Source organism: Actinoplanes aureus (genome assembly GCF_015704865.1).
GTDB classification, from domain to species: domain Bacteria; phylum Actinomycetota; class Actinomycetes; order Mycobacteriales; family Micromonosporaceae; genus Actinoplanes; species Actinoplanes aureus.
Window position 1 is genome coordinate 1 of sequence record NZ_JADQTO010000025.1, and the last position, 23290, is coordinate 23290.

Consider the following 23290-nt stretch of genomic DNA (forward strand, 5'->3'; position numbering starts at 1 on the left):
CTCACCCCATGGCTGCTACTGCAACGCTGTTGGACAGCCTGGACCAACAAACCGCCACCCCGTGAACTCCAGCAACTCCTCAACGCCGTCGGAAACGGCCGCGCCCTCAACCTCTATCTACCACCATTAAGGCGACAAACTACCGCTAAGCCGGCATGGTGAGCCGGCTTCCGGCTGAGGGCTGCGCCGGCCGGGGATTGCTTCTGCCCTTGGCAGAGGTGGGGCGGGCAAAGCGGATGCCAGGTGCCAAAGCCGACGTGCCGCGCGAGGCGGTGAATCTAGCGTCGTTCGTATGAGTGACGACACCGCGGCAAGAGTTGCCGCCGGCATCGGGGCCTGGGTTGAGCGGCTGCTGCCGGATAGGGAGCGAGCCGGGCTACTCGCTGCCGCGTTGCGGCGGGAGTTCGGGGACTCCACGGAGAGGATCAGTGCGGAGGTGTGCCGGCGTATTGAGAAGGTGTGTCACTCGTATTCGCGGCATCTCACTCTCAAGTTCCACGCCGATGGCTCGCTCGTGCCGGATCGGGAGGAGCCGATGGGCTGGCCGCCGCCGGACGGTGCGGCGATCGCGCGGGCCAGGGGTGGCGTGGTGTCGGTCGAGCGGCATCAGGGGGTGGCTGTACTGCGGGTGGACAGCTTGGAAGCGTGGGAGTCCGCTGGGCCATTCCTTGAAGATGCCTTCGCCGCAGCCGAGGCCGTAGGCGGAGTGGCAGCCGGAGCTGGTGCGGTGGAGGGGCGGGGCGGTTCGCGTACCGATGGGGGTGGGGGGCTTGTGCTGGATCTGCGGCGCAACGGTGGGGGCGACATGGAGACCCTGTCGCGGATCGCCGGGTTCGTTCTCGGGCCGGAGGCGGTGACGCTGGCGACGGTGACCACGATGGAGCGCGTCGACGAATACCGGACTGCCCCGGCCGGCCGAGGCGGGGGCCGGCGGGTGGTGGTGCTGACCAGCGAACGCACCTACTCCTCCGGGGAGGCGCTGGCGTACGTGCTGCAGAACCGCGGGGTCACCGTGGTCGGCCGGCGCACCGCGGGCGCCGCGGATCACTGCACGCCGGCGCGGGTTTCGCCGCATGTGGTGGCGCTCATTCCCTACGGCGTGGTCCGTGATCCGGTGACGGGTGGTAACTGGGAGGGCACCGGGGTCGTGCCGGACATCGAGGTGCCGGAGGGTGCCGAGATGGCCGCGGCGATGGGTGCTTGTGCGGATGGTGCACGTCCAGGGGCTTGATCCCTTTCGATCAATGTGACCGGGTTGGCAAGTCTGCCGCCGGAGCGGTACGAACGGGTACAGAGTGCATGCGTTAAGTGATCTTCGAAGCGGGTAGTCGCCGCCCGGAGGAGTTCCGATGACCACTGTTGTGCCCCGTCCTGTGCAGACCCGGCCGCACCCGCTGCGGCGGCAGGTCCGCGGCTCATGGCTGGCCCGGACGATCCGCACCACGGACGCGAAGCAGATCGGCATCTTGTACGGGGCCACCGCCCTCGTCTGGTTCGTGCTCGGCGGTGCGATGGCGCTGCTGATGCGCGCCGAGCTGGCCCGGCCGGGCATGCAGATGCTCTCACCGGAGCAGTACAACCAGTTGTTCACCATGCACGGCACGATCATGCTGCTGTTCTTCGCGACGCCGATCGTGTTCGCGTTCGCCAACTTCGTCGTGCCGATCCAGATCGGTGCGCCGGACGTGGCGTTCCCGCGGCTCAACGCGTTCGCCTACTGGCTGTACCTGTTCGGCGGCATGATCGCGTTCGGCGGGTTCCTGGTGCCCGGTGGGGCGGCGGACTTCGGCTGGACGGCGTACGTCCCGTTGAGCACCTGGGAGCACTCGCCCGGTCTCGGCGGCAACATGTGGGTGGTCGGTCTGGCCGTCTCCGGTCTCGGCACGATCCTCGGTGGCGTCAACATGATCACGACGATCCTCTGCCTGCGCGCGCCGGGCATGACCATGTTCCGCATGCCGATCATGACGTGGAACATCCTGCTCACCAGCTTGCTGGTGATTCTGGTGTTCCCGTTCCTGGCGGCCGCGCTCTTCGCGCTCGCCGCCGACCGGGTGCTGGACGCTCAGGTCTTCAACGTGGAGACCGGCGGGCCGATGCTCTGGCAGCACCTCTTCTGGTTCTTCGGCCATCCCGAGGTGTACATCATCGCGCTGCCGTTCTTCGGCATCATCACCGAGGTCATCCCGGTGTTCAGCCGCAAGCCGGTGTTCGGCTACAAGACGCTGGTGGCGGCCACCATCCTGATCACGGTGTTGTCGATGAGCGTGTGGGCGCACCACATGTTCGCCACCGGCCAGGTGCTGCTGCCGTTCTTCAGCCTGCTCAGCTATCTGATCGCGATCCCGACCGGGATGAAGTTCTTCGTCTGGATCGGCACCATGTGGCGCGGCCAGATCAGCTTCGAGTCACCGATGCTCTTCGCGCTCGGCTTCATGGTGACGTTCCTGCTCGGCGGCCTGACCGGGGTACTGCTCGCCTCGCCGCCGGTGGACTTCCATGTGCACGACAGCTACTTCGTGGTGGCCCACTTCCACTACGTGCTGTTCGGCACGATCGTGTTCGCGGTCTTCTCGGGAATCTATTTCTGGTTCCCGAAGATGTTCGGCCGGATGCTCGACGAGCGGCTCGCCAAGATTCACTTCTGGCTGACGTTCATCGGTTTCCACATGACGTTCCTGGTGCAGCACTGGCTCGGTGCGGAGGGCATGCCCCGCCGGTACGCCGACTACCTGCAGACTGACGGCTTCACGTTCCTCAACATGTTCTCCACGATCGGCGCGTTCATCCTGGGCGTCGCGACGCTGCCGTTCATCTACAACGTGTGGAAGTCCTACAAGGTCGGCCAGGTCACCACGCTCGACGACCCGTGGGGCCACGGCAACTCGCTGGAGTGGGCGACGTCCAGCCCGCCGCCGCTGCGCAACTTCGACCGGATGCCGCGGATCCGCTCCGAGCGGCCGGCCTTCGACGCGAAGTTCCCGGAGCTCGCGGCCGGCGAGCAGTCCGAGGCAGGTCCGCCCGAGGGTGGTGCTCGCCCGTTGACCGAGGAGTCCACCGGTGGGGCGACCTACCAGGAGGACCGATCGGATCGTTGACGGCGCCGGTTGGGCGTACCCCGGAATGGTCGCCTTAAGATGTGCCGGTGCCGCCCAACTCTCCCCGCGACGCGATTCGAGGCGCGGCGACCGAGTTGTTCGCCCGGGACGGCTACGCGGGTACGACCGTGCGGGCCATCGCCGCGGCCGCCGGTTGCGATCCCGCACTGGTGATCCGGCATTTCGGGTCGAAAGAGGCGTTGTTTCTGGCGACAGTGCCGGCCTCCACGGAGCTGGCGCGGATCCTGGCCGGTCCGGTCGAGTCGCTCGGGCGGGAGTTGGTCGGCTTCGTCCTCGGCGCGTCGGAGAGCCGGGTCGCCGGGGTCTACCGGGCGATGCTCAGCGCGTCGGACCGGCCGGAGATCAAGGAGCGACTGCGGGCCTCGATGCACGACGTGTTCGTCGGGCCGCTGGCGGACCGGATCGGCGGCGCGTACCCGGAGTTGCGTGCCCGTCTGGTCGCCGCCCAGTTCGCCGGTCTGATCAACGCGTACTGGCTGGTCGCTGATCCGGTGCTGCGGAACGCCGACCGGTCGGCGACAGTCGAGCTCTACGGCGACGCGATCCAACGGCTACTCGACAGCGACGATCCGCCCTGAACCCCGGTTGCGCCGGCTGGTGGCGGTGCGCCGCGAAGACCCAGCCGCGCAGCACCAGGTAGCGGGCGCCGCCGATCAGGCTGCCGGTCAGGGCCAGGATCAGCGCCTCGATCACGGCCGGCGGGTTCGGTCCGGCGAGGCCGGTGAACAGCGGTGCGGCGGCCAGGTTCGCCACGAAGACGGCGACCGAGGTGAGGCCGGCTTCCCAGTGCAGCCGCCCGAGCGCGGTGGTCTTGACGGCGAACGTGACCCGGCGGTGCAGTTCGGTGTTGAGCGGGGTCACCACCAGCAGCGCCAGCCAGCTCGCCCAGATCGCCGGAACGGCCTCGCGCACGGCCACGTAGACGATCGTCTGCACGACCGTGCTGACGGCACCGACCACCATGAACCAGAGCAGACGCATGACTGAACGCTTTCGGACATCAACTTTGACCGTCGTAGTGTCAACACCGTTGACAGCCGGTGTCAACAGTGTTGACACCGTGACGAGGCTTACCCACAGGGCTCTGACCTGGTAGATCGCCGGACTGCAACCTGTCCGTGATCAGACAGTTTCCGCACGGCGACGTAGGGCACCGTCCGGCATGGGCTACTCCATCACTGACAGTACGGTCGACGACTGGCGGGACCCGCTACTCGCGCTCAGCCACAGCCTGCACGCCGAACCGGAGGTCGCGTTCGCCGAGCACGCCTCGGCCGGCAAACTCGCCACCCTGCTCGACGACGCCGGATTCACGGTCCGCGAAGGCGCCTACGACCTGCCGACCGCCCTCACCGCGGAATACGGCGAGGGCGACCTGACCATCGGGCTCTGCGCCGAGTACGACGCGCTGCCCGGGATCGGCCACGGCTGCGGGCACAACGTCATCTGTGCCTCGTCGGCGGGCGCGGCGGTCGCGCTCAAGGCCGCCGCCGACCGGTACGAGTTCCGCGTCAAGCTGCTCGGCACCCCGGCCGAGGAAAGCGGCGGCGGCAAGCAGCTGATGCTGGAACGCGGGGCGTTCGACGACGTCACCGTGGCGATGATGGCCCACCCCGGATCCGCCGACCTGGCCGGTGCCACGGACAGCACGCAGGCGTGCAGCCGCTTCGAGGTCACCTATCGCGGCCGGCCGGCACACGCGGCCGGCGCGCCCTGGGACGGTGTCAACGCGGCGGACGCGGCGGTGGTCGCCCAGGTCGCGGTCGGCCTGCTGCGCCAGCAGACACCTCCGGCCTACCGGATCGCCGGCTTCGTCCGGTCGGGTGGCGACAAGACGAACATCATTCCCGCCCTCAGCGTTCTCGAGTACGAGGTGCGCACTCCCGCCGTGGACCAGCTGGCCGCCCTGCGCCGCCGGGTGTACGACTGCTTCGAGGCGGGCGCCCTGGCCACCGGCGCGACCGTCGGGTTCCGGCGCACCGAACCGGACTACCTCGACCTGCGCAACGACCCGTGGCTGATCGAACGGTACGCGAGCCACCTGCCCGGCTTCGGGCGTACGGCGGCCCACCTCCCGCCCGGCTCCGGCAGCGCCTCCACCGACATGGGCAATATCAGCCACGCTCTGCCGGCCATCCACCCCATGATCGCCATGCACGGCGTGGCGGCGATGCCGCACACCCACGAGTTCGCCGCGTACGCCGTGACCCCGGCGGCCGGCGAGAGCCTGGTGCACGCGGCCAAGCTGCTCGCCCGCACCGGCCTCGACCTGGCCCGCGATCCCGGCCGCCGGGCCGAGTACGTCGATCGGCATCACCGCCGGCGCTGAACAGCCGACTACAAGGCCGAGGTGAGGAAGTCCGCGAACGTCCGGCGCGGTGTCCATCGCTGGGCCCGGGCCCGGGAGATGTCCAGGACCACGCCGCTGGTGAGCTGCTCCACGGCGTACCGGGAAAGGCTTGCCTCGCGGCGGGTGAGGCGCGCGATGCCGGTGGCGAACGTCGCGGCCGCGCGGGTCAGGGTGATCGGGACGTGCCGGACCGGCACGCCGCAGGCCGCCGCCACCACCTCGTCCCGCCGGTAGGCGCAGGCATCCGCGATGTTGTAGGCGCCGGCCGGCCAGGAGTGTGCCGCCAGGCAGGCGTCGGCAAGGTTCTCCACAGCGGTCAGGCTCAGCGGGACGTCCGGTCCGGGCAGCAGTACCCGGCCGCCGCGCACCGCGCGGCGCAGGCGCGGCAGCAGGTGCGGGTCACCCGGCCCGTAGACCGCCCGGGGACGCAGGACCACCGCGCCGGCGTTCAGGGCCAGCCGTTCACCGGCCGCTTTGGTGCGACCGTAAGCGGTCAGCCCACCAAGCGGATGATCCTCGCGGATCGGTTCCGGCCCGGCCGGTGCGTAGACGCTGGCGCTGCTCACCCAGACCACCGGCCGCTCGCCGGCGGCTTCCAGCAGGCGGGCGGTGCCGTCCACGTTGACCGCGCGAAACGCGGCCTCCGATCCGCGACCGGGCGGTGGGTCACCCACCGCTGCCGCGAGATGCAGCACCAGATCGGTTCCGGTCAGATCGGGCGGGGTACGCGCAGCGTCCCAGTACCGTGACTCGCCAACCGGCCCCGGTCGCCTCCCCAGGCACACCACCTCCGCACCGGCGGCCGCGGCGGCTCGTGCCACCACCCCGCCGCAGAAGCCACTCGCTCCGGTCACCGCAACCCGCAACCTGTCCCGGCCGCTCATCGGCCGGCGCGCACGATCAGCGAGGCCCAGCCGGGCAGGGCGCTACGCCGGTCGACCCGTGCGCTGATCACCACGGGACGGTGCGCGGCGAGCGCGACAAGCGCGTCGGCGATCTGCCGGCGGGCCAGCCGCGCTCCCGGGCAGGCGTGCGGGCCCGCCCCGAAGACGAGTTGCGCGGTCTGCGGCGGTGCCGGGTCGCGAGGGCAGGGGTCGCGCCGGTGGGCGTCCACGGCGTGCCGGGCCACCAGGATCAGCCGGTCGCCGCCGCGGACCGGGCATCCGTCGATCTCCCCGCCCGCCGCGGCGACCCGGGGGAGCAGCGGAGTCGGGGCGGTGACCCGCAGCAGTTCGGCGGTGAGCGTGCCGGGATCGGTCTCGGCGTACGCCCAGAGGCCCGCGTCGGCGCACCAGGCCGCCGCCCGCGGCAGCGCCGCCACGGTCGTGTTGATCGCGGCGACCGCCAGCATGGCCGCCAGGCCGTGCGTCCCCAGCGGCTGCTCTGCCCCGGTGGGGCTCGCCGCCGGATCGCCGGAGCGCCTGTCCGGGCCGGTGCCGGCCGTGCCCTCTGCCGGCCGGGGCGACGTCACCAGGGCGTTGAGCCGCTCGGCTGCGGCCCGGGCGGTGCGGCGGGCGCCCGGGCGGGGCAGGCCGGGCAGGTGCTCGCGGGCGCCGGCCGTGGCGGCGGCGCGTGCGGCGGCGGCGAGCTCGCGGCCGTCCACGTCGAGGGCGAGCAGGGCGGCGGCGGTCGTGCCCGCGAGCTCCGCCGCGACGTCGACCAGATCCACCTCGCCGCCGGCGGCGAGCGGGGCCAGCCGCCGCTCCAGCACTTCCCGCCAGACCGGACGGAGGCGGGTGACCCCGTCGGCGCCGAGGGCGTCGGCCAGCGCCCGGCGGGTACCGCGGTGCTCGTCGCCCTCCTGGTCGAACAGCAGCCCATCGCCGGCCAGCCGGCCGGCCGCGCCGCCCGTCGTGCCCTCGGCGGTCCGGTCCAGCCGCACCCGGGTGAGCCCGTCCACGAAGGCCGCCCGGGAGTGCGCGAGCACGGTGCCGCCCAACCTGGTTACCGGCCGGCGCCGGGTGACGGCGAGGAGTGCGAACAGCACCGGATGGCTGTACAGGTAGACCCGCCGGTCCCGGCGGCGGGCTCGGGCGGCGTGCCGAGAGGCCGCGCCGGCACGTTCGCCGGGCGTCACCTGACGTGCACCTCGGACGACGTGACCGGGCGCCAGCGGCGGTCCCAGTACCAGAGCAGGGTGCGGCGGGCACCCCACGCGCGGAGCCGGCGCAGACTCGCCTCCACCACGAGGTCCTCGGCGCGGACGATCCGGTCGGTGTGCGTGCGGGCCCGGTTGAGCAGGGTCACGTCCTCGGAGCCGGCCTCCAGCGGTTCCCGGGCGGTGCCGCCGCAGGCCAGGTAGAGCTCGGCGGTGAGGGCCAGGTTGTGCCCGTGTACCAGCACGTACGGGGTGCGGAACTCCGGTGTGCGATGCGCGCGCCGGAACCGGCCGTAGAGCGCGGCGATCCGGACGGCGGCGGGGAAGACGTGCCGTTCCGGCCAGGACGGCTGCTCGTCGCGGCGCGGCACGCTGCGGCCGCAGACCAGGGCGGCGCCGCCGGCGAGGTACGCCCGCGCGGTCGCCACCCAGCCGGGCGCCGGCCGGCAGTCCGCGTCGGTACGGGCGAGCAGCGTGGCACCGGCCGCGATCGCGTACCGGAACCCGGTGTCGGCGGCGGTTCCCGCACCCCGTTCCGGTTCGGTCACGACCTCCACCGGGAAGGGTGCCCGGGCGGCGAACGCGCGCACCTCCTCGGCGGTGCCGTCGGTGGAGCCGTTGTCGACGACGATCAGGCGGAAGCCGAGGTCGGTCTGCGCGGCGAGCGCGTCGAGGGTCGCGTTGATCGAGCCGGCCTCGTTGTAGGCGGGTACGACCACGGCGAGTTGGCTGGACCCCTCAGGCGGGACGGACCGGGCGGGGCGGGACGGGGTGGGTTCGGCGGGGGCGGTCAACGGCGTACCCCGAACGGTTTTCTCTGGCGTGGAATGCCGGCGGCGAGCCGGGCCGCCGCGCCCCGATCGGGTTTGCGGGAGCGGCCGGCGAGCGGGACCGGGGCGAAGAGCACGCGGTCCGGGGTGGCCGCGCCCATCCGGCGTAGCGGGTCGCGCAGGGCGGCGCGCACCGTGGCCTGGTCCGCGCCCGGCGCGGTCTGCACGACCGCGACCACCTCCTCGTCGCCGTCGCCGGCCGGGACGCCGACCAGGACGGCGAGAGCGACGCCGGGCACGTGCAGGCCCGGCTCGTAGAGGCCGGGATAGATGTTCTCGGCGCGGCGCAGGATCATGTCCTTGCAGCGTCCGCCGAGGACCACCCGGCGATCGATCAGGCGGGCGACGTCGCCGGTGGCGACCCATTCGTGCGGGTCGGCGCCGAGGTACCGGTCGCAGACGCCGGCGCCGGCGAGCAGCAGCTGGCCGTTCTCGCCGAGCCGGGCGCGCACGCCGGGCAGGAGGTCGCCGACCAGGTCACCAGTGCTGTCGAAAGCGGACTTCTCGCGGGATTCGACGGCTGCCGCGGGGAACACCTCGGTGAGTGCGTAGACACCCCAGGCCTCGTCGGCGCCGGCCGCGCGGACACGGTTGAGCAGGTCGGCGGAGACCGGAGCGGACCCGCTGTAGACACGCTGAGTGAACGGCACGCCGGCGTCGAGGGCGGCGCGCAGCTGCGGCGGAGTGAGATAGGTGGCCTGCGGGCGCAGCGTGGCGATCTGCCGGGCGAGCCGGGCGGGGCGGCGTGCCGGGAGCGCGACCGGTGCGCCGGCGGCGATCGACGGCAGCATGACGAAGAAGGTGCCGCCCAGGACGGGTACGCCGGAACGCGGTCTGACCAGCTCTGACACCGCGCGCAGGCCGGTTGCGAGGCCGGCCCGGGTGTGCACCACCGCCCGAGGGCTGCTGGTTGTGCCGGAGGTGAAGATGATTACCGCGTCGCCGTCGCCGTCATGGACGGGCGCCGCCGCGGTGGCCGGGGCAAGGGCCGGAGCGGTGCCGGGCAGCCGCCTGCCGACGGTCACGGTGGGTGCCAGCGCGGCCAGGTCGGGCAGGGCCAGCCCGGCGCGGCGGGCGATCGGCGCGGCCCAGCCGGCGACCGCTTGCGCGGCCGCGTCGGCGACGATCAGATTCGGACGGGCCGCGGCGAGGCGTGCGGTGAGCACGTCGGGTCCGGCGTTCGGATCCAGGACCGCGACACGGACCCCGATCCGGTACGCGGAAAGCACCACCGCCAGCGCTCGTGGCCCCGGGCGCACGGCCAGGCCGAGCGTGTCACCGGGGCGCAGGCCACGCGCGTACAGGGCGGCGGCGTACCGGTCGCGCAGTTCGGCCAGGTCACCCCGGGTGACGGTGCGCCGGCCGTGGAGCAGGGCCGGGGTGTCGTCACCCGGTCGCAGTTCTACCGGCATCCGTCACCTCGGGTCCGGGGTGAGCACGCCGCTGCCCCGGTCCAGGTACCACCGGGCGGTGCCGAGCACGCCGTACGCCCTGATCCGCCGGGTGGAGTTCTCCACCACCATGTGGCGGCTCCGGACGATCGCCGCGGTGGTGCTGCGGACCCGGTTGAGGAAGAGCCGATCGGTCGGGGACGGGCGCCGGGGCATGCCGCCGCAGGCCTGGTACAGCTCCGCGGTGATGGCCATGTTGTTGCCGGCGTGCATCCGGTACGGCGCCAGGTAGCCGCTGCCCCGGTGTGCCGGGCGCAACCGGCCGAACAGGGCCGCGAGGCCGACCAGCCCCGCGAAGAACGCCCGGCCGGCCGGGCCGTGCTCGTCGCGGCGGGCGGTGATCCGGCCGCAGACCATGCCGGCGCCGCCGTCCAGGGCGGCCCGGGCGGCGGCCACCCAGCCGGGGCGCGGCAGGCAGTCGGCATCGGTACGCGCGATCAGCTCGGCCCCGGCGGCGATGGCGTGCCGGAACCCGCTGTCGACCGCGCAGCCCACGCCCTTCTCGGTCTCGACCAGCACCTGTACGGGGAACGGCGCACAAGCCTCGAACGCCCTGACCGCCTCGACGGTCGTGTCGGACGACCCGTTGTCGACCACCAGCAGGGTGAAATCCGTGTCGGTCTGTGCGGCGATGGCATACAGGGTGGCGCTGATCCGGGCCGCCTCGTTGTACGCCGGGACCACCACCCACAACCGGGTCGTCACGAGCACTCCCAGACCATCGTCATGATGCTGACCCCGCCGCCCAGGCCCATGAACAGCACCCGGTCGCCGGCGCTCAGCGCGGGCCAGGCACGGGACAGCTGCACACCGAGGGTGGCGCTCGCCATGTTGCCGAGGCCGGTCACGGTCACCTCCAGCTTGTCCCGGGGTACGCCGGTGACTTCCACGAACCGGTCAAGGTACGGCAGTGTCACCTGGTGCACCAGGATCCGGGCGTAGTCGGCGTACTCCAGGCCGGTGCGGCTGCGGACCCGGTCCAGGATGCTGGCGCCGACCTTCTCGAAGACGCCGCGCAGCCGGTGACCGTCGCCGGCGAAGTAGGTGTGCTCGTCGCCACGCGGATGCCGGGAACCGCCGCCCGGGATCCCGCCGACGGTCCAGTGCTCGGAGTGGGTCTCGGTGTCGACGTCCAGGATGCCGCCGCGCTTGACCGGCTCGACCACCACCGCCGCCCCGGCGTCACCGAACGTGTAGCCGGCGAACGACCGGCGGGCCTCGGTGAGGTCGGTGACCCCGGGGCGCATCACCCGGGACGGTGTCTCACCGGTCACCACCAGCGCGCGGCGGGCACGCCCGGCCAGGATCATCGACCGGGCCAGGTCGATGCCGTTGACGAAGCTGTTGCAGGCGTTCGTGACGTCCAGCGCGTGTGCCCGGCTGCCCAGGCCGTCCTGGAGGATGTGCGCGGTGGCCGGCTCGACCATGTCCCGGCTGGCCGAGGCGAACAGCAGCAGGTCGATGTCGAGCGGGTCCAGGTCGGCGTCGGCCAGCGCGGCCCGGGCGGCGTGCAGGCCGAGCGTGGAGGCGTACTCGTCGGCGGCCGCGATCCGGCGCCGCTCGATGCCGGTGAGCCGGGCGAGCAGGCCGCGCGGCAGCCGTACCGACCCGGCCCGGGAGACGCTGTCCTGCAGCTCGGCGGTGGTCACCTCGCGCTCCGGCAGATGGGCGCCCACCCCTGTGATCCCGACCCGCATCAGCCGCGCTGTTCCCCTCGTTCGGTGCCCAAGATCAGCTATTGTCCCCGGGGGCTCGACACGGCGGTACCGGCCTATCGTCCAGCCCGGCCGGAATCCTCAGATGCTCGCGCTGCCGACCGAAGAGACGACCGTGCCGGAACAGCTTTTTCTGGTCGGCAATCTGGGCACCATGATCACGTACGGAGCGATCACGGTGGCAGTCGCGGTGCCGGTCGGGCGGGCCGGGCAACTGCGCAGCAACAAGCTGGCGGTCGCCACCGCGCTGATCTTCCTGACCGCCGCGGTCGGGCACGGTCTGCACGCCTTCCTGGCGTTTCGCAACCTGGACCGGGCCGCGCACTCCGTGCCGATCGTCTGGGTCTGGGCGCTGGCCTGGTGGAACGTGGTCTGCTGTCTGGCCGGCGTCTATTACTGGACGCTGCGCAAGCGTGCGCTCATCAACCCGGGCGCGATCTACGTGGATCCGGAGGCGCAGCGATGTTTCGCCGAGGCGGCCGCCCGGGAGCACGAGGCCGCCACGCGGGAGCACGAGGCCACCGCCCGGGAGCACGAGGCCACCGCCCGCGAACATGAGGCAACCGCCCGGGAGCAGACCGCCCGGGCAACGCTCGAAGCGGTTGTCGAGCACACCGACGACGCGATCGTGGGCGTCACCCTGGACGGGGTGATCACCGCCTGGAACGGCGGAGCCGAACGACTCTTCGGTTACTCCGCCGCCGAGATCATCGGGCAGCCCGCGGCGCTGCTGGCCGACGCGTCCGGCGCCGAGGCGCAGCGCGACGTGATCGCCCGGATCATGCGCGGTGAGCGAGGCGTCTACTACGAGTCGCGGCGCTACACCAAGGACGGAATCCCGGTCGAGGCCGCGCTGACCCTCGCGCCGATCCGGGACGGTGCCGGCGAGGTGACCGGCATCTCGGTGGTGGTGCGGGACATCACCGCGGCCAAGGAGGCGGCCGAGCGCCAGCGCGCGATCGAGGAGCGTACGAACCAGGCGCGGCGGATGGAGAGTCTCGGCAAACTGGCCGGCGGGGTGGCGCACGACTTCAACAACATCCTGGCGATCATCGTGAACTACACCGACTTCGCCGTCGAGGACGCCGCCGGCAACCCGGCGCTGGAAGCCGACCTGAGGCACGTCCGCAGCGCCGCCGACCGGGCCATCAACCTCACCCGGCAGCTGCTGACCTTCACCCGGGGCGACACCATCCAGCCGCAGGACGTCGACCTCAACGCGGCCATCGCCGAGGTGTACGCCATGCTCGGGCGCACCATCGGGGAGCACATCAACCTGATGGCCGTACCGGCGCGGGAACCGGTCGTCGTGCACGCCGATCCGGGGCAGATCCAGCAGGTGCTGCTCAACCTGGCGATCAACGCCCGGGACGCGATGCCGGACGGCGGCACGCTGGTGCTGGAGGCCAACACCGCCGAGATCGACGGCGACGAGGTCGACATGCAGCCGCCGCTGCCCGCCGGCCGGTACGCCCGCCTGCTGGTCAGCGACACCGGGGAGGGAATGTCGGCGGACGTGGCGGGGCGCATCTTCGAGCCGTTCTACACGACGAAACCCCGCGGCAAGGGGACCGGTCTGGGTCTCTCCACGGTCTACGGCATCGTCACCGAGGCCGGGGGCAGCCTGAACGTGTTCTCCGAGCTCGGAGTCGGCACGACGTTCCGGATCTACCTGCCGATGGTGGCGGTGCCGGGGCGGACCACGGTCGCCGGGATCCGGCAGGCGCCGCCACCGCACGGCGACGGCCGGACCATCCTGGTCGTCGAGGACGAGCCGGCGCTGGCCCGGGTGGTCACCCGGATCCTCACCAACGGCGGGTACCACGTGCTGACCGCCACGGCCGGCGCGGAGGCGCTCGACCTGTTCCGGCAGCACGGCTGCGACGCGCTGCTCACTGACGTGATCATGCCGGAGATGTCCGGGCGGCGGGTGGCCGAGGTCATCCACTCCAGCCGGCCGGACCTGCCGGTGCTCTATATGTCCGGGTACAGCAACGGGCTGCTGGGCACCACACACGTGCTGGACGGGGAGATCGCGTTCATCGAGAAGCCGTTCACCGCGCACGACCTGCTGCACAAGATCGCCGAGGTGGTGGGTGAGCCGGCTACGACCCCGAGCCGGTGAAGCTGGTCAGGATGACGTTCAGATGCGGCAGGCCGGCGACCCAGCGGGCCCGGTCGATGCGCCACTCCAGCAGGTAGGTCTGGTCGCCGATGCCGATCACCCGGCGCAGACCGCGCATCGCCACCTCGCCGCCGGTCAGGAACGTGTACTCCCAGACGGCGCCGGGCGGGGTGGACTGCGCCTCGATGCGCAACCGCCGGTACGCCTCCAGCTGGATCTTCTGCTCCTCGGCCAGCAGGGCCGAGACCACGTCGCCCTGGCGTTTCGGCCAGCGGCTGACCTGCAGGGTCGGGCCGCCGCGCGGATCGGTGAAGGCGACCGTGCGGTCCGGTCCGGGCACCGCTTTCCATCCGCGGGGCAGGGCGACCCGGAACCCGTTCGGATCGTTCCACCAGGTGTACTCGGCGGGCAGGGTGGCCGGGGTGGGTGAGGTGGCGACCAGGGGGGCGACGGCCTGTGGCGTACCGGACCGGGGGTCGCCCTGCGCGCTCGCGGCGACCGCCGCGAGGGTGACCAGCACGGTGCACGCCGCGGCCAGCGCGGGAACCCGGCGCCGGCTCCGCGCCGCGCTGCGCGACGGCTGGGCGGCGCGGCGGAGCTGGCTCTGAACCTGGGAGGCGGTGAGCCGGGCGGCCGGGTCGCGGCGCAGCAGGCCGGTCAGCACCGGGGTGAGCGGTCCGGCCCGGCGTGGCGGGTCCGGCAGGCTGTCGGCGAGCGCGCGCAAGATCTCGGTGGTGCTGGAACGCAGGTACGGCGGGCGGCCCTCGACGGCGTGGTAGAGGGTCGCGCCGAGCGACCAGAGGTCGGAGCGCTCGGTCGAGACGCGGTCGAAGAGCCGCTCCGGAGCGATGTATTTCGGTGAGCCGAGCACCACGCCGGCGTTGGAGAGGACCGCGACGCCCTCGGCGGTGACGGCGGGCCCGAAGTCGGTGAGCACCACCCGGTCGTCGTCGGTGATCAGCACGTTGCCCGGTTTGACGTCGAGGTGCAGCAGCCCGGCCCGGCCGGCCGCCTTCAGAGCGGCCAGCACGGCGAGCCCGATCTCGGCGACCCGGGCCACGGGCAGGGCGCCGGACTCGTCGACGATGTCCTGAAGTGACCGGGACGGCAGGTACTCCATGACGATCCACGGACCGTCGTCGTCGGGGAGAACCTCGAACGTACGGATCAGATTGGGGTGGTTCACCCGGGCCGCGGCCTCCGCCTCCGGCAGGGCCCAGCGGCGCACGAGATCGCGCTGGTGGGGAGCGAGTCCCTCGGGGACGGTGCACTGTTTGACCACGACGAGTGGCGCGATGAGCGAGCCGCCGGCCTCGTCGGAGGCGAGCCACACGTGGCTCATCCCACCGGCGGACAGCGGCCGGATGATGCGGTAACGCCCGGAGACGAGTTCTCCCGGAGACGTCATACCGTCACCTCGAAAATCCGGGTCAGCAGCCCCTTAGACCCTACTGCAAACGCGCCACCCGGCAACTGTCGGATTTCGCCGGGGCGCTCATCCGCGCGATGACTCGACCGGCATCGATGATCGGCGTAAGGTCGGCGGGGACCTGACCGTCGGCAATCGCCCGGTTGTCCACAGTAACCGGGTGGCGAAGAGGGCGACATGCGGAAACCTGGCGAAGGATGGCGCCGGCACTCGATCCCGATCCTCTGTGCCGGCCTGCTCGCGGCACTGCCGATCGGCTCCGCGGGGGCCGCGCCACCGGCCCCGGCCACGCCGGGCCACGGACACGACCATGCGGTGGTCGCCGCGGGGCGGTTGGCTCCCAGCGACGCGGCCGACCATGCGGTACGCCTTCAGGCGCTGCTCGGACAGCACTCGGTGCTCGCCGCCGACGTGATGCGCAGCCGCATCCGAGGTGACGACGACTTCGTGCAGGCCGCCGAGGCCGCACTCGGCAAGAACACCGACGCCATGACCGACCTGATGGACCGGCTCTTCGGCGAGGACATGGTGGGCACGTTCCGTCCGATGTGGGCCGAGCACGTCGTCGAGCTGGTGGCCTACGCGAGCGCGCTCGCCGCCCGCGACAACACCGCCCGTGAGCACGCCCGCGAGGAGCTGATCGAGTACGAGGGCGAGCTCAGCGAATTCCTGGCCGGCCTCTCCCGCGGCCGGCTCGCCACCGCCGACGCCCACCACGCGCTCAGCATGCACGTCGAGCACCTCACCCGGCAGGCCGACGCGTACGCGAAGGGCGACTACCTCACCGCGGACCGCGTCAACCGGGAGGGCTACCAGCACCTCTACGACCTGGGTCTGGTGCTGGCCGAGACGCTGCTGCCCGCCGGTGACCGCTCCGCGCTGCGGCAGCCGGTCTGGCGACTCCGCTCCCAGCTCGGCAAACTGCTCGCCGAGCACGTCGTCCTGGTCGAGGACGTGACCCGGGCGGCGGTCACCAACACGCCGGACTTCGACGCCGCCGCGCGGATGATCAACGCGAACACCCGGGATCTGACCGCCGCGATGGACAGCCTGTTCGGGACGGCCGCGGCCCGGCAGTTCCAGCAGCTCTGGGGTGAGCACGTGGAGCAGCTCGTGGCGTACAGCGCGGCCACGGCGAAGAAGGACGAGGCCGGTCGCTCCAAGGCGCGTGCCGCGCTGGCCGAATACGAGAAGGACGTGGCCGAGTTCCTGAGCGGGGCGACCGGCGAGCGGATGACCCGGCCGAAACTGTTCGAGGCGTTCGCCGGGCACGACGAGATGCTGCTCAAACACGCGGACGCGTATGCGTCGCGGGACTACGCGACGGCGCACGACATCGCGTACCAGACGTATGAGCACGGGTTCGACCTCGCCCGCCAGCTGGCCGACGCGTTCGGCGAGACGGTCGCGGCGCGACTCCCGCGCGGTGGCGCGCAGACCGGGTACGGCGGACTTGTCACGGGTGGTCGGTGAGGTGTCCGGACCGGCATACCTTCGCGGGCTGCTCCTGCTCGCGCTGGTGGCCGGTGGCCTGGCCGGGCTGGCCGGAGCCCAGCCGTCGGGAGCCCTGTCCGCCCCCGGGCCCGAGCCCGCGCCCCAGGTGACCGGGCCGATCGCGGCGGACCGGTTCCGATCGGAGAGCGACTACGCGGAGGTGGCGCTGCCGGTGCGGCTGCGGATCCCGGAGCTGCGGGTGCAGAGCGAGCTGGAACGGCTCGGCCTGCAATCCGACGGCGCCGTCGCGGTGCCGAAGGACCCGCACGTGGCGGGCTGGTACGAGCACGGACCCCGCCCCGGTCAGCCCGGCCCCGCCGTGATCCTGGGCCACGTCGACTCCAAGGCCGGCCCGGGGATCTTCGCGTCGCTGGCCGGCGCCCCGGTCGGGACCCAGGTCCGGGTGGATCGCGCCGACGGCAGCACGGTCACCTTCCGGATCACCCGGATCTCCCGGGTGCCGAAGGACGAGTTCCCGACCGACCTGGTGTACGCGCCCACCCTCGACGCCACCCTGCGGCTGGTCACCTGCGGCGGCGGTTTCGACCGGAGCAGAGGGAGCTATCGCGACAATGTCATCGCGTACGCCGAACCGGTCTAGCCTCGCGGCCCTCCTGCTCGCCTCGCTCGCCGTCCCGGCCGCGGCTCCGGCCGCGTTGCCTCTTCCGGTGGTCGCGACGGTCACCGTCGGGGCGGAGACCACCGTCGTGGTCGACCTGAGCTCCCGGCCACCGGCTGCGGGAAGCACCGCCACGATCACCCATGACGGCGCCACCCGGCCGGCAGATCTGGAGCCGGTGGTCGCTGACGGGCTCGCGGTGACCCTGGTCGTCGACGCCACCACGGAGGGTGCCGCCACCCTGCCCGCCTGGCTCAGCGCCGCCGCCCGGTTCATGCTCGCCGCGCCCGCCACCACCCAGGCCGTGATCATTCCGGACCGGGCGCCGGTGGCGGTGCTCGGACCGGCGCAACGCGGGCCGTTCGGCATCGTCCGTTCGCTGAACTCGGTACGCGCCGGCGGTGAGCGGGACACCGCCGCCGCGCTGGAGCTCGCCGAGCGGCAGTTCCCGGACGTGCCGGCCGGCCGGAGGGTGGTGCTGCTGTATACGACGGCGGCCGATGCGGGGGTCACGAGCGCGGACCGGCTGGCCGCCCGCTACCGGGCCGCCGGGACGATCCTGGTGGTGGTCGGACCCGCGGCCGCCGGAACCTACTGGTCGGCCGCCGCGACCGGCACCGGCGGGTTCTTCGCACCGGCCGGTGATCCGGTGGTGGTCCCGGCGCTGGACCAGGTGGAGACGACGCTCAGCGGGCGCTATCTGGTGCGCTTCCCGACCCCGCCGGACCTGCCGGCCCGGGTGGTGGTCAGTGTGGACACCGGCGAGCCGACGTTCACCGGCGAGGTCGTGGTCGCGGAGCGGCCCGGGACGTCGTCGCGGCCGGGATGGCTCTGGCTGGCGGCAGCCGTCGCCGGTCTGGCCCTGCTGCTGGGTGCGGTCGTCCTGGTGGCACGGCGAGCGTCCGGCCGGCGCGCGCCCGCGATCGCCGCGGCATACCGCCCGCTCAGCGTCAGTGATCTGGACCGGCCGGCGAACAGCGACCTGGAGGGCACCGCTGACCGGCCGATGAAGGGCGCCTTCGGTGCCGGGCCGCGCTCGCCGAACCCGATGTCCCCACCGGCCCGGGGTCGCGCGGTGGTGCCCGGAGCGGGAGTCCACCCCGACGACGGATCACCAGCGAATTGATTCCTTACGATCGATGGATGCTGGAGGTCCGAGGGCTCACCCACACCTATCCCGACGGGCACGTGGCGATCCGTGCCGTCGATCTACGGGTCGAGGAGGGCACGCTGGTCAGCATCGTCGGACCGTCCGGGTGCGGTAAGTCGACGCTGCTGCGCTGTGTGGCCGGGCTGCAACGGCCGGCGGACGGTGAGATCCGGCTGGACGGCGAGCCGATCGACGGTGTGCCGGACGGGCTGGCGGTGGTGTTCCAGGACTACAGCCGATCGCTCTATCCGTGGCTGACCGTCCGGGACAACGTGGCACTTCCGCTGCGCCGGCGTGGAATGGCCCGGGCGCAGCGGCGGGCGGCGGCAGCGGACGCGCTCGAGTCGGTGGGGCTGGGGCAGTCGGCGGGTAAGCATCCGTGGCAGCTGTCCGGCGGGATGCAGCAGCGGGTGTCGATCGCGCGGGCGCTGGCTTTCCGGCCGAGGCTGCTGCTGATGGACGAGCCGTTCGGGTCGGTGGACGCGCAGACCCGCGAGGAGCTGGAGGATCTGCTGCTGGCGATCCGCGGGCGGTTCGGGATGACGATCCTGCTGGTCACGCACGACATCGACGAGAGCGTGTACGTGGGTGACCGGGTGGTGGTGTTCGGCGGGTCGCCGGGTGGGGTGCGCGCCGACCTGCCGGTGCCGCTGCCGAGCCCGCGGGAGCAGATCGCCACGCGGGAGTCGCCGGAGTTCGTGGCGCTGCGCTCGGAGGTGGGGCGGCTGGTACGCGGCAAGGGTTCAGTAGAGCGCACCGCCTGACGTGGTGACCTCGACGTCCACCAGATAGGGGCCGTCGTGCGACAGCGCCTTGCGCAGGTCCGCGGCCCGTGTCACCCGTTCGCCCTCGCAGCCGAAACCGCGGGCCAGCGAGACCAGATCCAGATCGGGCAGGGCCACCCCCGGCAGCGAGGTGACGCCGATCCGGCGGCCCAGCGCGGACACCGCCTCGTAACCGCGGTTGTTCAGCACGATCACGGTGAGCGGTGCCCGGCGCCGGGCCGCCGTCCAGAGCGCCTGGATCGAGTAGAGGCTGGAACCGTCGCCGACCACACAGATCACCCGTTCACCGGCGAGTGCCCGCCCGACCGCGACCGGCAGGCCCCAGCCGAGTGCACCGCTACCGGTGGTCAGGTAGCTGTTCGGGCGCGTGATCGGGATCTGCTCGTGCAGGGTGTCCTTGTGCGAGGGCGCCTCCTCCACCAGCACCGACTCCATCGGGTGCAGACAGGCCAGCACGGCCGCGGCGGTGAGCGGATCCGCCAGGGCGGGAGCGGGTGGCCGGGAGCGTACGGGCGGTGCCGGCCGGGCCGCGGGCCTGACCTGCCGGACCAGTGCGGCGACTCCGGCCCGCACGGTGGTCAGCACCGAGGTGCCGGCCGCTGCCCAGGCGGCCGCCGCCGGGTCGCAGTCCAGGTGGAACAGGCGGGTGCCGGCGGCGACGACCGGCCCTTCGGTGTGCACGTGGTAGGTGAAGACCGGAGCGCCGACCACCAGCACCACGTCGTTGCCGCCGAGCAGCGACGCGATCGACGACCGGACCGGCGGCAGATAGCCCTGGAAGAGCGGATGATCCTCGGGGAACGCGGCCCGGCTCGGCATCGGCGCCGCCCACACGGCCGCCCGCAGTTTCTCGGCGAGCGCGACGATCTCCGCCCACGCCCCGTCCTCGTCGATGCCGGGGCCGGCGACGATGGCCGGCGTGCGGGCACTGTCCAAGGCGTCGGCAACGAGACGCAGCGCCGAGGGTGAGGCGGTGAAGTCGGAGTGCACCGATCGTTGCGGCACCGGATCCGCCGGGGCATCCCAGTCGTCCTCCGGGACCGAGAGGAAGACCGGGCCGCGGGGCGGGGCGAGTGTCACGCGTACGGCCTCGGCCAGGGCGGTGGGTACGGCCGCCGCGCGCTCCGGCTGGTGACTCCATTTGACGTACGGCCGGGGGAAGGTGGCCGGCTCGTCGGCGGAGAGGAACGGCCTGGTCGGCAGCATCGCCCTGGTCTGCTGCCCGGCCACCACGATCAGCGGCACCCGATCCCGGTACGCGTTGAACACCGCGCCCAGCGCGTGCCCGACCCCACCCGCCGAATGCAGGCTGACCAGCGCGGGCCCGCCGGTGGCGATGGCGTACCCGGCGGCCACGCCGACCGCCGACGACTCCTGGAGTGCCAGCACGTAGTCGAAGTCGTCCGGCCAGTCCCGCAGCATGCGCAGCTCGGTCGAGCCGGGATTGCCGAACCACCTGGTCAGGCCGGCGTCCCGGCACACGTCGAAGAACGTCTCGCGGACCGTGCTCATGTGTCGGACCTCCAGGCGAGCACCCGCCGCTCCACCGCCTGGAGCAGGGCGTTGAGCAGGTATCCGAGGACGCCGAGCAGCACGATCGCCGCCCAGACGGTCTCGTAGTCGAATCGGGTCGTGGCCTCCTGCAGCCGGAAGCCGATGCCGTCGGCCGCGCCGGGCTGCAACTCGGAGAAGACCATCAGGATCAGGGACAGGGAGAGGGCCAGCCGTAGCCCGGCGAAGAGTTTCGGCAGCGTGGCCGGCAGGATGACGAACCCGAGGCGTTCCGCGGCGGTCAGCCGGAACGCGCGCGCGGTCTCGATCTGTAGCGGTTCCACGGTGCGGGCGCCGTCGGCGGTGTTGAGCAGCACCGGCCACAGCACGCTGAAGACGATCGACGCGACCTGCATGGCCGGCCCGAGCGAGAACAGCACGATGAAGACCGGGACCAGGGTGGGTGGCGGTATGGCCCGGAAGAACTGGAGCACCGGATCGAGCAGCTCGTAGGCCCACCGGGACCGGCCGATCGCGATGCCCAGGACGGCGCCGGCCAGCGAGCCGAGCAGGAAGCCCAGCCCGAGCCGGGCCAGGCTGGGCAGCACGTCGGTGGTGAGCGCGCCGGCGCGGAACAGGTCCAGCAGCTGCCGCAGGATCGTCGAGGGCGGCGGGAAGAACGGATCCGTGGCGGCCGAGGCGGCGAGCTGCCAGGCGAGCAGGCAGCCGAGGAAGACCAGCCAGCGTTGCAGGAAGCGGTTCAGGGCACCCGGGCGGCCGCGTCGCGAGAGGATCATCGGTACGCCCACCGGAACATTCGCCGCTCGCCCTGCCAGAGCAGGCCGTTGATGGTCAGCCCGAGTGCGCCGGCCCAGACCGTGGCCGCCAGGGTGTCGTCGATGCCGCCCGGATAGTTCGAGGCCTGGGCGATGAAGATGCCGATGCCCGAACCGAACCCGCCGAACATCTCCGCGGTCACCGCCAGGATCAGCGCGACCGCGGCGGCCATCCGCACGCCGGTGGCGACGAACGGCGCGGTGGCCGGCAACGAGACCATCAGCAGGACGGCGATCCGGCCGAACCCGAACGCCCGCAACGTCTCCTTCGCGAGCGGGTCGACTTCGCGCAGCCCGTAGATCGTGTTGAACAGGATCGGCCAGACCGAGGCGTACACGATCACCGTGAGCCGCATCTCCAGGCCGGTGCCGAGCAGCATCGCGACGAGCGGGATGAGCGCCACCGACGGGATCGGCCGGAGGAACTCGACGATCGTGGTGACGGCCCGGGACACCGCCGGGATGGTGCCCAGGACCAGGCCGAGCGGAACGGCGATGCCGATCGCGATGAGCAGGCCGAGGGCCCAGGCAGTGAGGGTGGCGGTCACGTCCGCGCGGAAGAGCGGGTCGAACGCCAGCTCGCCGGCCCGGGCGAGGATCACCGAGGCCGGCGGCAGGAAGTCCCGGTGCACGATGCCGGCCCGGCCCAGCGCCTCGCTCGCCGTGATCACCAGGGCGATCCCGGCCGCACCGCGCGCGACGGTGGCCAGACGCATGTCAGGACGGCTGGAACACGATCGTGCCGGCGTCGATCTTGTTGGTCAGGCGTTTCTGCTCAACCATCAGGTCGATCAGCTGCTGCATCCGTTCGGCGCTGGCCGAGGTGCCGAAGGCCGGCATGGTCATCGCCTTCGCCACGGCCGGGTCGATGCCGCGCGCGTACGTCGGCAGGATCGCCTCGACCCGCGCCCGGTCGGCGGCGATCAGCGAGGCCTTCTGGATCGCCCGCTGGAAGGCGGCGGCGGTCCGCGGATTCTGCCTCGTCCAGGTGTCCAGCGAGAAGTAGCCGTCCAGCGGGAGGTCGGTGGCGGGCACCGCGCCGCCGTCGGCGACCATCCGGGCGCCGAGTTTGCGGATCGTGTCGGTGAGGAACGGCTCCTGGGTATGTATGGCGTCCAGGTCGCCCTTCTGCATGGTGGCCGCCATCTGCGGGAAGACCACCTGCCGGTATCGCAGCTTCGCCGGATCGACCCCGCCGGCTGCGGCGATCGCGTCGAAGGTGATCGCCTGGATGTTGTTGAGCACGTGCACCGAGAGGCTGCGCCCTTCCAGACCCTTCATGTCGGTGATCGGCGAGTCCGGCATCACCAGCACGCCCATGAACTTCGGCGTGAGCCGGCTGCCCTCGGCGACCAGATTGATCCGCAGGTCGCCTTTGTCGTGCCCGAGCAGCATCGACGCGTTATTGGCGAACACCACGTCGACGTCGCCGGTCTTCAGCGCCGGATAGGCCTGGGTGCTCTGCTGCACCGGCTGGGTGCGCACGGTCAGGCCTTCGGCCTCGAAGAGCTTCTCCTGCACGGCGATGTAATAGGGCGCGTTGACCACCAGCGCCAGCATCGCGACGTTGATGGTGGACTTCTCCAGGCCGTTGCCGCCCTGGTCCGACGCGGTGTCGTCGCCGCAGGCGGCCGCCAGGGCGGCGAGGAGAACAAGCACGAGCGAGAGCTTTCCGGTCCGGCTCATGCAGGCACCATATCGGAGTTTATCGATCTTTGAATCGTACGATTCCGGCATGGTCACCGGACTACGACGCGACCACCTGCCCGGTTCCGGCCGCAGCGCGGCCGCCGGGCCC

21 protein-coding genes are annotated in these 23290 nt (G+C 72.1%); 9 read left to right on the forward strand and 12 right to left on the reverse strand.

The window, feature by feature from the left end; translation table 11 throughout:
• Positions 1-292: 292 nt before the first annotated feature.
• From I4J89_RS37215 to I4J89_RS51740, 3 genes are all read left to right on the forward strand, one after another.
• Positions 293-1231, forward strand: coding sequence for a S41 family peptidase (locus I4J89_RS37215; protein ID WP_196418882.1), 939 nt, complete (start codon positions 293-295; stop codon positions 1229-1231).
• A 118-nt stretch (positions 1232-1349) separates the two neighbouring features.
• On the forward strand, positions 1350-3098 hold the full coding sequence (ctaD, locus tag I4J89_RS37220) for an aa3-type cytochrome oxidase subunit I (protein ID WP_196418883.1): 1749 nt from the start codon (positions 1350-1352) through the stop codon (positions 3096-3098).
• A gap of 47 nt (positions 3099-3145) precedes the next feature.
• The gene (locus I4J89_RS51740; RefSeq protein ID WP_196418884.1) at positions 3146-3697 is read left to right on the forward strand and encodes a TetR/AcrR family transcriptional regulator; all 552 of its coding nucleotides are present in this window, start codon (positions 3146-3148) and stop codon (positions 3695-3697) included.
• On the opposite strand, the gene I4J89_RS37230 is transcribed toward I4J89_RS51740, so the two are convergent.
• Positions 3582-4100: a GtrA family protein gene (locus I4J89_RS37230; protein ID WP_196418885.1), complete on the reverse strand. Its 519-nt coding sequence runs from the start codon at positions 4098-4100 to the stop codon at positions 3582-3584. The genes I4J89_RS51740 and I4J89_RS37230 overlap by 116 nt on opposite strands.
• A gap of 181 nt (positions 4101-4281) precedes the next feature.
• Between I4J89_RS37230 and I4J89_RS37235 the strand changes: the two genes are divergently transcribed.
• Positions 4282-5448 (forward strand): amidohydrolase, encoded by a 1167-nt coding sequence (locus I4J89_RS37235; RefSeq protein WP_196418886.1) that lies wholly within the window; start codon positions 4282-4284, stop codon positions 5446-5448.
• 8 nt (positions 5449-5456) lie between these two features.
• Here I4J89_RS37235 and I4J89_RS37240 read toward each other — a convergent pair whose 3' ends face one another.
• From I4J89_RS37240 to I4J89_RS37265, 6 genes are read right to left on the reverse strand one after another with little or no spacing between them, the layout of a single operon-like run.
• Positions 5457-6323 (reverse strand): NAD-dependent epimerase/dehydratase family protein, encoded by an 867-nt coding sequence (locus tag I4J89_RS37240; protein WP_309238631.1) that lies wholly within the window; start codon positions 6321-6323, stop codon positions 5457-5459.
• A gap of 26 nt (positions 6324-6349) precedes the next feature.
• Positions 6350-7546, reverse strand: a complete 1197-nt coding sequence (locus tag I4J89_RS37245) for a cytochrome P450 family protein (RefSeq protein ID WP_196418888.1) — start codon at positions 7544-7546, stop codon at positions 6350-6352.
• A complete protein-coding gene (locus I4J89_RS37250) occupies positions 7543-8361 on the reverse strand; it encodes a glycosyltransferase family 2 protein (RefSeq protein WP_196418889.1) in 819 nt (272 codons plus the stop codon). The genes I4J89_RS37245 and I4J89_RS37250 overlap by 4 nt, the downstream gene beginning before the upstream one ends.
• Entirely contained in the window at positions 8358-9809 is a 1452-nt protein-coding gene (locus tag I4J89_RS37255) for a class I adenylate-forming enzyme family protein (RefSeq protein WP_196418890.1), read from the reverse strand. Before I4J89_RS37255 ends, I4J89_RS37250 begins: the two co-directional genes overlap by 4 nt.
• A 3-nt stretch (positions 9810-9812) precedes the next feature.
• Positions 9813-10553: a glycosyltransferase family 2 protein gene (locus I4J89_RS37260; protein ID WP_309238632.1), complete on the reverse strand. Its 741-nt coding sequence runs from the start codon at positions 10551-10553 to the stop codon at positions 9813-9815.
• Positions 10550-11524 (reverse strand): 3-oxoacyl-ACP synthase III family protein, encoded by a 975-nt coding sequence (locus I4J89_RS37265; RefSeq protein ID WP_309238633.1) that lies wholly within the window; start codon positions 11522-11524, stop codon positions 10550-10552. Before I4J89_RS37265 ends, I4J89_RS37260 begins: the two co-directional genes overlap by 4 nt.
• Positions 11525-11648: 124 nt before the next feature.
• Here I4J89_RS37265 and I4J89_RS37270 point away from each other — a divergent pair, with 124 nt between their 5' ends.
• Positions 11649-13688: a PAS domain-containing hybrid sensor histidine kinase/response regulator family protein gene (locus I4J89_RS37270; protein WP_196418892.1), complete on the forward strand. Its 2040-nt coding sequence runs from the start codon at positions 11649-11651 to the stop codon at positions 13686-13688.
• Here I4J89_RS37270 and I4J89_RS37275 read toward each other — a convergent pair.
• On the reverse strand, positions 13669-15096 hold the full coding sequence (locus I4J89_RS37275; protein WP_196418893.1) for a serine/threonine-protein kinase: 1428 nt from the start codon (positions 15094-15096) through the stop codon (positions 13669-13671). The two genes, I4J89_RS37270 and I4J89_RS37275, sit on opposite strands and share 20 nt — an antisense overlap.
• 198 nt (positions 15097-15294) lie before the next feature.
• Here I4J89_RS37275 and I4J89_RS37280 point away from each other — a divergent pair, with 198 nt between their 5' ends.
• The 4 genes from I4J89_RS37280 to I4J89_RS37295 are packed head-to-tail and all read left to right on the forward strand — an operon-like array spanning position 15295 to position 19144.
• Positions 15295-16590 carry a hypothetical protein gene (locus tag I4J89_RS37280; protein WP_196418894.1) on the forward strand — a complete coding sequence of 432 codons (1296 nt, stop codon included), beginning with the start codon at positions 15295-15297 and terminating at the stop codon, positions 16588-16590.
• Between the two features lies 1 nt (position 16591).
• Positions 16592-17212 carry a class F sortase gene (locus I4J89_RS37285; protein WP_196419024.1) on the forward strand — a complete coding sequence of 207 codons (621 nt, stop codon included), beginning with the start codon at positions 16592-16594 and terminating at the stop codon, positions 17210-17212.
• On the forward strand, positions 17184-18356 hold the full coding sequence (locus I4J89_RS37290) for a vWA domain-containing protein (protein WP_196418895.1): 1173 nt from the start codon (positions 17184-17186) through the stop codon (positions 18354-18356). Before I4J89_RS37285 ends, I4J89_RS37290 begins: the two co-directional genes overlap by 29 nt.
• 17 nt (positions 18357-18373) lie before the next feature.
• Positions 18374-19144, forward strand: a complete 771-nt coding sequence (locus I4J89_RS37295) for an ABC transporter ATP-binding protein (RefSeq protein WP_196418896.1) — start codon at positions 18374-18376, stop codon at positions 19142-19144.
• Here I4J89_RS37295 and mdlC read toward each other — a convergent pair.
• The 4 genes from mdlC to I4J89_RS37315 are packed head-to-tail and all read right to left on the reverse strand — an operon-like array spanning position 19124 to position 23178.
• A complete protein-coding gene (gene mdlC, locus I4J89_RS37300; protein ID WP_196418897.1) occupies positions 19124-20677 on the reverse strand; it encodes a benzoylformate decarboxylase in 1554 nt (517 codons plus the stop codon). The genes I4J89_RS37295 and mdlC overlap by 21 nt on opposite strands.
• Entirely contained in the window at positions 20674-21453 is a 780-nt protein-coding gene (locus tag I4J89_RS37305; protein ID WP_196418898.1) for an ABC transporter permease, read from the reverse strand. Before I4J89_RS37305 ends, mdlC begins: the two co-directional genes overlap by 4 nt.
• A complete protein-coding gene (locus tag I4J89_RS37310) occupies positions 21450-22208 on the reverse strand; it encodes an ABC transporter permease (RefSeq protein WP_196418899.1) in 759 nt (252 codons plus the stop codon). The genes I4J89_RS37305 and I4J89_RS37310 overlap by 4 nt, the downstream gene beginning before the upstream one ends.
• Before the next feature lies 1 nt (position 22209).
• Positions 22210-23178 carry an ABC transporter substrate-binding protein gene (locus I4J89_RS37315; protein WP_196418900.1) on the reverse strand — a complete coding sequence of 323 codons (969 nt, stop codon included), beginning with the start codon at positions 23176-23178 and terminating at the stop codon, positions 22210-22212.
• Positions 23179-23290: the final 112 nt, after the last annotated feature.

Coding starts and splice junctions, on each gene's coding strand:
- I4J89_RS37215 (WP_196418882.1), top strand. CDS start 293: ATGAGTGACGACACCGCGGCAAGAGTTGCCGCCGGCATCGGGGCCTGG.
- ctaD (WP_196418883.1), top strand. CDS start 1,350: ATGACCACTGTTGTGCCCCGTCCTGTGCAGACCCGGCCGCACCCGCTG.
- I4J89_RS37230 (WP_196418885.1), bottom strand. CDS start 4,100: ATGCGTCTGCTCTGGTTCATGGTGGTCGGTGCCGTCAGCACGGTCGTG.
- I4J89_RS37235 (WP_196418886.1), top strand. CDS start 4,282: ATGGGCTACTCCATCACTGACAGTACGGTCGACGACTGGCGGGACCCG.
- I4J89_RS37255 (WP_196418890.1), bottom strand. CDS start 9,809: ATGCCGGTAGAACTGCGACCGGGTGACGACACCCCGGCCCTGCTCCAC.
- I4J89_RS37270 (WP_196418892.1), top strand. CDS start 11,649: ATGCTCGCGCTGCCGACCGAAGAGACGACCGTGCCGGAACAGCTTTTT.
- I4J89_RS37275 (WP_196418893.1), bottom strand. CDS start 15,096: ATGACGTCTCCGGGAGAACTCGTCTCCGGGCGTTACCGCATCATCCGG.
- I4J89_RS37280 (WP_196418894.1), top strand. CDS start 15,295: ATGCGGAAACCTGGCGAAGGATGGCGCCGGCACTCGATCCCGATCCTC.
- I4J89_RS37290 (WP_196418895.1), top strand. CDS start 17,184: ATGTCATCGCGTACGCCGAACCGGTCTAGCCTCGCGGCCCTCCTGCTC.
- I4J89_RS37295 (WP_196418896.1), top strand. CDS start 18,374: ATGCTGGAGGTCCGAGGGCTCACCCACACCTATCCCGACGGGCACGTG.
- mdlC (WP_196418897.1), bottom strand. CDS start 20,677: ATGAGCACGGTCCGCGAGACGTTCTTCGACGTGTGCCGGGACGCCGGC.
- I4J89_RS37305 (WP_196418898.1), bottom strand. CDS start 21,453: ATGATCCTCTCGCGACGCGGCCGCCCGGGTGCCCTGAACCGCTTCCTG.
- I4J89_RS37310 (WP_196418899.1), bottom strand. CDS start 22,208: ATGCGTCTGGCCACCGTCGCGCGCGGTGCGGCCGGGATCGCCCTGGTG.
- I4J89_RS37315 (WP_196418900.1), bottom strand. CDS start 23,178: ATGAGCCGGACCGGAAAGCTCTCGCTCGTGCTTGTTCTCCTCGCCGCC.